We start from the raw sequence: 6,585 nt of genomic DNA, 5'->3' as shown, positions 1-6,585 counted from the left end.
GCGCCGTCGGCACGGCGCGCTGGGGCGTCGCCGGGGCCCGGCCGCCCAGCCCGTCGCGGGCGGCGGCCGCCAGCGCCCCGGCGCTCGGGTAGCGCTGCCCCGGGTCCTTGGCCATCCCGCGGGCGACGACGTCGTCGAGCGCCCGCGGGAGCGGCGCGAGCGCGCTGGGGCGCGGCGGTGGGGTGAACAGGTGCGCGCGCATCACCGACACCGCGCTGTCGGCGTCGAAGGCCCGGCGCCCGGTGAGGGTCTCGTGCAGCACGCAGGCCAGGGCGTAGACGTCGGCGCGGGCGTCCGGGGCGGCGCCGTCGAAGCGCTCCGGCGCCATGTAGTCGAGCGTGCCGATCGCCGTCCCGGTGGTGGTGAGCGAGGTGTGATCCTCGCGCACCGAGCGGGCGATGCCGAAGTCGACGAGGTAGACGAAGTCCGACGCCGTGACCAGCACGTTCGACGGCTTGACGTCGCGGTGGACGAGCCCGGCCGCGTGGGCGGCGTCGAGCGCCTCGGCCACCTGCCCGACGAGCGCCACCGCCCGCGCCGGGTCGAGCGGCCGGCGCCCGCCGCGCTCGATGAGGGCGGCGAGGTCGACGCCCTCGACGAGGCGCATGTCGAGGAACAGCCGCCCGTCGACCTCGCCGAAGTCGTGCAGCGGGATGACGTGCGGGTCGCCGAGCTGCGCCGCGGTGTGGGCCTCGCGGCGGAAGCGCTCGCGGAAGGTCTCGTCGCCGGCGAGGTCGTCGGCCAGCAGCTTGAGGGCGACGGTGCGCCGGCGCCGGGTGTCGAACGCGCGGTACACGGTGCCCATGCCGCCGCGCCCGAGCTCGCCCTCGATCCGGTACGGCCCGATCTCCACGCCCACCCTCCCCCGGACCGGCACGGCCCGCCACGGCCGGTCGGCGGGTGGTCACCGAGGGTGTGTCCCCGGCCGCCGGTCCTCGGCAATGATGGACCGGTGACCGGTCCGTCCTCCCGCCGGCCCGGCGACCACCCCTACGGCCCGCCGCCGCCGCGCCGTCCCGGCCGGTTGCCGCCGACGGCCCGGTCCACCCGCCCGTTCCCGGAGGACGGGCCGGACCCCCGGTCCCGCCCGGACGACCCGGCGACGGAGTACGCCACCCGCTACGACCCGCGCGACCCCCCGCGGGAGTCCCCGCACGACCGTCCGCGCGAGGGGCGCCCCGAGGGCGACGACGACCCCGGCCCCCGCAAGATCACGGTCACCCGCGTCGCCGCCTGGCGGGCACGGCGCCTCACCACCCGCGGGGCCCGCGCCTTCCACCGCGCGGCGTCCGCCGACGGGGCCGACCGCTCCGGGCTCACCGCGCTGACCTACGCCTGGATGGCGAACTACGCCTCCGACGCGACCCTCGCCGTCGCGCTGGCCAACACGCTGTTCTTCTCCGCAGCCAGCGCCGAGAGCAAGAGCCGGGTCGCGCTCTACCTGCTGATCACCGTGGCCCCGTTCGCGCTCGTCGCGCCCGTCATCGGACCCGCGCTCGACCGGCTGCAGCGCGGCCGGCGCGTCGCGATGGCCGTGTCCACGGCCGGCCAGGGCGTGCTCGCCGTGGTGCTCGCGCTGTGGATGGACACCTGGGCGCTCTACCCGGCGGCGCTGGGGATCATGGTGCTGTCGAAGTCCTTCGGCGTGCTCAAGGCGGCCGTGACGCCGCGGGTGCTGCCGCCCGGGATCACGCTCGTGACCACGAACTCGCGGCTCACGGTGTTCGGGCTCGTCGCCTCCGGCGTGGCCGGGGCGGTCGCGGCCGGGGTCGCGTGGCTGGCCGGCTCGCCGGGCGCCGCCTGGCTCACGGCCGCGATCTGCCTCGCCGGGGTCTGGCTGTGCCTGCGCATCCCGGCGTGGGTGGAGGTCACCGAGGGCGAGGTCCCGACCACGATCCTGCCCGTGCACGACCCCGCCGGGCGCCCCGGGCGGCCGCGGACCTCGCTGGGGCGCGACGTCGTGGGCGCCCTGTGGGCCAACGGCACGATCCGCGCCCTGACCGGGTTCCTGACGCTCTTCGCCGCGTTCGTCGTCAAGAACGAGACCGAGGGCGCCCCCGGCGACCAGCTCCTCCTGCTCGGTGTCATCGGCGCGGCCGCGGGCGCCGGCGGGTTCCTGGGCAACGTCGTGGGCGCCCGGCAGCGCTTCGGCCGCCCCCGCGTGCTCGTCGTCGTCTGCCTCGCGGTCGCGCTCGCCGGGGTCGTGCTGGCCGCCGTCGTCACCGGGCTGGCCACGGCGGCGGCCGCCGCGCTCGTCGCCGCCACCACGAGCGCCCTGCTCAAGGTCTGCCTCGACGCCGTCGTGCAGCGCGACGTGCCCGAGGCGAGCCGGGCGTCGGCCTTCGGGCGCTCGGAGACGATCCTGCAGCTGGCGTGGGTGTTCGGCGGGGCGCTGGGCGTGCTGCTGCCGCCGACGTGGTGGATCGGGTTCACCGTCATCGCGTGCGTCGTCGGCGTCGGTACCGTGCAGACCGTGCTGATCACGCGTGGCTCGTCGCTCATCCCCCGGAGACGGAGCGGACCCGAGCGCGACCGGTCGGACGTCTCCCGGTGAGGACGCTCTCCCGGCGGACGCTCGCGATCGGCGGCGGGGCGCTGCTCGTCGTCGTGGTGGTCGTCGTCGTGCTCGTCGTGCGCGCCAACGCCGGCCCGTCGTCGCCCGGGGACGTCACCTTCGGCGCGGGCGGGGCGACCGTCAGCGTCGGAGCCAGCCAGTTCTGCGACGTGCAGGTCACCGAGTGCGGCGACGACCCGGACGCGAACGCCGTGCTGCGCGTCCCGCCGAACACCCCGCTGACCGTGGGCGTCCCCGAGGAGGTCGTGGGCACGCCCTGGCAGATCGCCTTCGAGTTCCGGGACGCCACCGGCACGGTCGCGCAGGGTCGCAGCCCGGTGTTCGCGCCGGGCACCACGACGACCTACACGCTCGTGCTGCCCGATCCCGCCGACCAGCTCACGAGCGCCGAGGTGCAGCAGTACGGCGCCCGCATCAGCCAGGGTCCGAACGGGCTCGAGTTCGCCACACGCGCCACGTGGGTGCTCAGCGTCGACGACCGCTGAGCCCGAGCGGGCGACCGCTCACCGAGTGAACAGGGTCGATGTTCACTCGATCGGCCGTTGAGGTATGGCTCCGCGACCGAGATCGTCCCTCCCGGCCACTCGGGGGGAGAACACATGGACACGGCCCGGCAGCACCGTCGCCCACACCGGCACCCACACCGGCACACCGCCGCGCTCGGCGTGCTCGTCGCGGCGGTGCTGGCGCTGGCGACCGGCCTGGTCGCCGCGCCGAGCGCGGACGCCGCGACCGTGTACGGCCAGTTCCGCAACGGCAACGCGCGCTGCCTGGAGAACGCGAACAACGCCACCACGCTGAACAACCCGACCGGGATCAGCGTCTGCCAGGCCGCGACCTACCCGGGCCAGCAGTTCAGCCGTTTCGCGACCGACGAGTCGATCCGCACGCCCGGCGGGCGCTGCCTCGGCACGCTGAACGCCGGCACGGCGGCCAACACCGCGGTCGTCCTCGTCGCCTGCAACCCGGCGGCGCAGACGCAGCACTGGGTGGTGCGCACCGACGGGCTGGTGGTGAACCGGCAGGCCCTGAAGTGCCTCGCGCCGCTGAACAACGGGACGGCGATCGGGACCCGCACGGTGATCGCGACCTGCACCACCGCCGCGGCCATGCGCTGGACCGCCCCCGCGGCGTCGACACCGACCACGACGCCGACCACCACCCCGACGACGACCACCACCACCGTCCCGCCCACGACGACGACGACGACGACGACGACGACCGTGCCGCCGACGACGACCACCACCACCCCGCCGCCGACGGGCGGGCGCGACCCGATCCAGCAGCCGTTCGCGTCGACCTCGATCTGGAACATGCCGATCGGCAGCGGCGCCCAGTTCGTGCCCGCGAACCTGCCCGCGATCCCGGGCGGCGACAGCGGCGCGCGCGTCCCGCAGGTCGACGACGAGCCCCTGGTGCTGACGCCGACCGCCCCGCTGACCCCGATCCTCGCCAGCCCCGGCGGCTGGGGCGGCGACCGCTGCGTCACCCAGAACACGACGCTGGCCACGGTGCCGATCCCCGGCGGTTACGTGCTGCCCAGCAACAACAAGAACGAGAGCGCGGCGTTCCTCGGCGCCGACGGGCGCACCGTCGTCCAGACCCAGCCGCTGGCCCGGTGCCGGGCGAACGGGCCGGCGACGAGCTACGTCCGCTTCCCCGACCAGGACATCTACGGCCCCGGCATCGAGGGCTCGCACGGCGGCTCGGGCATGAGCGCGCTCGGCGGCTCGATCCGCATCGGCGAGCTGCGGCCCGGCCAGACCGGCCCGCGCCACAGTCTGAAGATCAACCTGTACGCGAAGGCCGAGCTCGCGCGCTGCTCCACCCGCGCCGAGTGCTTCCGCTGGCCCGCGGTCAAGCCCGACGGGTACGCGGTGGGCTGGTACGGCTCGGTCGGCAACAACACCAACGGCGCGATGCGCATGGGCGCGCTGCTGGCGATCCCGCCGACGGTGGACATCAACAACCTCGGTCTGACGACCGAGCCCGGCCGCCAGATCGCCTGGACGCTGCAGAACTACGGCGCCTACGTCGTCGACGACACCTACGGCCCGTCGTTCGCGTTCAACGCCGAGAACGGCCCCGCGGGCAACATGCGCACCCAGTTCCGCGCCGACTACGGCCAGGACTTCGAGGTCTACGCCAACAACACCAACGCCTGGGGCCGCGACGTGCAGCGCCTGCGCCAGGCGCTGCAGGTGGTCGACAACAACGGGCCCTCGAGCATCGGCGGGGGCGGCACCCCGCGCCAGCCGCTGCTGCCCGAGCTCGTCGCCCCGCAGGCGACGGTCCCGCCGACCAGCCCGACGGCCCCGGCGACGACCGAGACCTCCGGCCCGGTGCCCGCCACCTCGGTGCCCGCGATCCCGGACAACTGAGAGGGCTGCGCCCAGGTGAGTGATCTGGGTCGTCACCACGACCCGGACCACTCACCTGGGGTCACCCCTCGAGCTCCCGGGCCACGGCGCGGACGACCTCGGCCAGCTGCTTGGTCTGGCGCCGGTCGGGGTACCGGCCGCGGCGCAGCTCGGGCTGCACCCGGGCCTCCAGGACCTTGATCATGTCGTCGATGAGGCCGTGGAGCTCGTCGGGTGAGCGGCGCTTGGCCTCGGCGACCGACGGCAGCGGGTCGACCAGGCGCACCTGGAGGGCCTGGGGGCCCCGACGGCCCTCGGCGATCCCGAACTCCACGCGCTGCCCGGACTTCAGCGTCTCCACCTCACGGGGCAGCGACCCCTTCGGCACGTAGACGTCCTCCCCGCCCTCCTGGGAGAGGAACCCGAAGCCCTTGTCGGCGTCGTACCACTTGACCCTGCCGGTCGGCACCGTCGTCACCCGATCTCTTGCTCGCCACACCCATGACAAAGCGCCCCGGCGGCCCGCCGGAGCGCAGACGCCCAGTTTATCCCCGCCGCGCCACCGTGAACCCCGTCGCGAGCTCAGCCCGTGACGTGCCGCTCGGCGTAGGTGCCGAGGAACAGCGCCGCCTGGAGCTCCGACCGTCCGGACACCCCGAACTTGGTCAGGACGGCCTTCACGTGGTCCTGGACGGTCCACTCGGAGAGGCCGAGCGCGCGGGCGATGCGGCGGTTGGGCCGCCCCAGGGCGAGCTGGCCGAGCACGTCCTGCTCCCGCCGCGAGAGCCCGCGGGCGCGGGCCACGAGGTCGGCGAGCTGCCCGGGCCGGATCGGGTCGACGACGACGGCGACGCGCCCGCCGAGCGCGGTCGCGGTGAAGCACAGCCACCGCCCCGCCGTGGTCGGGGCGTGCACCGCCTGCGGGCCCGTCGCCGCGCCGCGGCGACCCGCGACGAGGGCCGTGACCGCGGGCGGCAGGACGGCCCCGTCGCCCGGGCCGCCGAGCAGCGCGCGGGCCTCGTCGCTCACCTCGGCGACCCGGCCGTCCGGGCCGCACATCACCAACCCCGACCCCGCGACCTCGAGCGGGGCCACCACGGGGTCGTCCGGGGCCGTGACGCGGCCGTCCACCATCGCCTCGCGCAGGGCCACCGCGAGCGGGCGCCCGACGGCCGACAGCGCCGCGACCTCGCCGTCGGTGAACGATCCGCCGGCGCGCAGCAGTTCGACCGCGCCCCACGGCGTGCGGCCGTCGTACAGCACGAGCCGCAGGTGGTCGGTGAACCCGCGCGGCGCGAGGGTCTCGCGGTGGCGGGCGCTGCGGGCCGGGTCGCCGCCGGTGGCGCGGTGCACGGTGTCGAGCAAGGGGCCGTCGAGGAGCTGCGCGAACCGCAGGACGTCGGGCGCCGCGCCGTACTCGTGGGCGAACACCTCCGCCTCGAGGTCCTCGTCGCGCTCGGCCCCGAGCAGCACGCACGAGGTGGTCATCGCCGTGGCCGGATCGACCGTCGCCCACACCGCGAGGTCGTGCCCGACGGCACGGTCGACGACGGCGGCGGCCGCGCGGCGCAGCGCCGCATGGCCCGCGGACGGGTCGAGCGCCGGCGCGAGGCGCTCGGCAAGTGTGGTCACGCCGTGTACCCCCCTGGA

Annotated in this window: 6 protein-coding genes; 3 read left to right on the top strand and 3 right to left on the bottom strand. The window is 75.7% G+C overall.

The genetic code is table 11. The features are described from left to right. Positions 1-853, bottom strand: an 853-nt coding sequence (locus ABD994_RS28170) for a serine/threonine-protein kinase (RefSeq protein WP_345423832.1), incomplete at its 3' end; no start/stop codon positions are given. A 99-nt stretch (positions 854-952) separates the two neighbouring features. Here ABD994_RS28170 and ABD994_RS28165 point away from each other — a divergent pair. The 3 genes from ABD994_RS28165 (at position 953) to ABD994_RS28155 (ending at position 4,956) form a co-directional block, all read left to right on the top strand. Beyond that, positions 953-2,554, top strand: a complete 1,602-nt coding sequence (locus tag ABD994_RS28165) for an MFS transporter (RefSeq protein WP_345423829.1) — start codon at positions 953-955, stop codon at positions 2,552-2,554. After that, complete coding sequence (locus ABD994_RS28160) at positions 2,551-3,060, top strand: DUF2771 family protein (protein ID WP_345423826.1); 510 nt, start codon at positions 2,551-2,553, stop codon at positions 3,058-3,060. Before ABD994_RS28165 ends, ABD994_RS28160 begins: the two co-directional genes overlap by 4 nt. Before the next feature lie 114 nt (positions 3,061-3,174). Beyond that, positions 3,175-4,956, top strand: coding sequence for a ricin-type beta-trefoil lectin domain protein (locus ABD994_RS28155; RefSeq protein ID WP_345423823.1), 1,782 nt, complete (start codon positions 3,175-3,177; stop codon positions 4,954-4,956). Positions 4,957-5,017: 61 nt separating this feature from the next. Here the strand turns inward: ABD994_RS28155 and ABD994_RS28150 are convergent, their stop codons facing one another. Together ABD994_RS28150 and ABD994_RS28145 are read right to left on the bottom strand one after the other, a co-directional pair. Next, the gene (locus ABD994_RS28150; RefSeq protein ID WP_345423820.1) at positions 5,018-5,404 is read right to left on the bottom strand and encodes a cold-shock protein; all 387 of its coding nucleotides are present in this window, start codon (positions 5,402-5,404) and stop codon (positions 5,018-5,020) included. Positions 5,405-5,517: 113 nt separating this feature from the next. Continuing rightward, the gene (locus ABD994_RS28145) at positions 5,518-6,567 is read right to left on the bottom strand and encodes a helix-turn-helix transcriptional regulator (protein WP_345423817.1); all 1,050 of its coding nucleotides are present in this window, start codon (positions 6,565-6,567) and stop codon (positions 5,518-5,520) included. Between the last annotated feature and the right edge of the window lie 18 nt (positions 6,568-6,585).

It is taken from the genome of Actinomycetospora chlora, assembly GCF_039542135.1.
Lineage (GTDB): Bacteria > Actinomycetota > Actinomycetes > Mycobacteriales > Pseudonocardiaceae > Actinomycetospora > Actinomycetospora chlora.
This window is presented reverse-complemented; position numbering and strand designations above follow the sequence as displayed.

Bases quoted from the DNA above. Each gene is read 5' to 3' on its own strand.
- ABD994_RS28155 (WP_345423823.1), top strand. From the start codon at position 3,175: ATGGACACGGCCCGGCAGCACCGTCGCCCACACCGGCACCCACACCGG.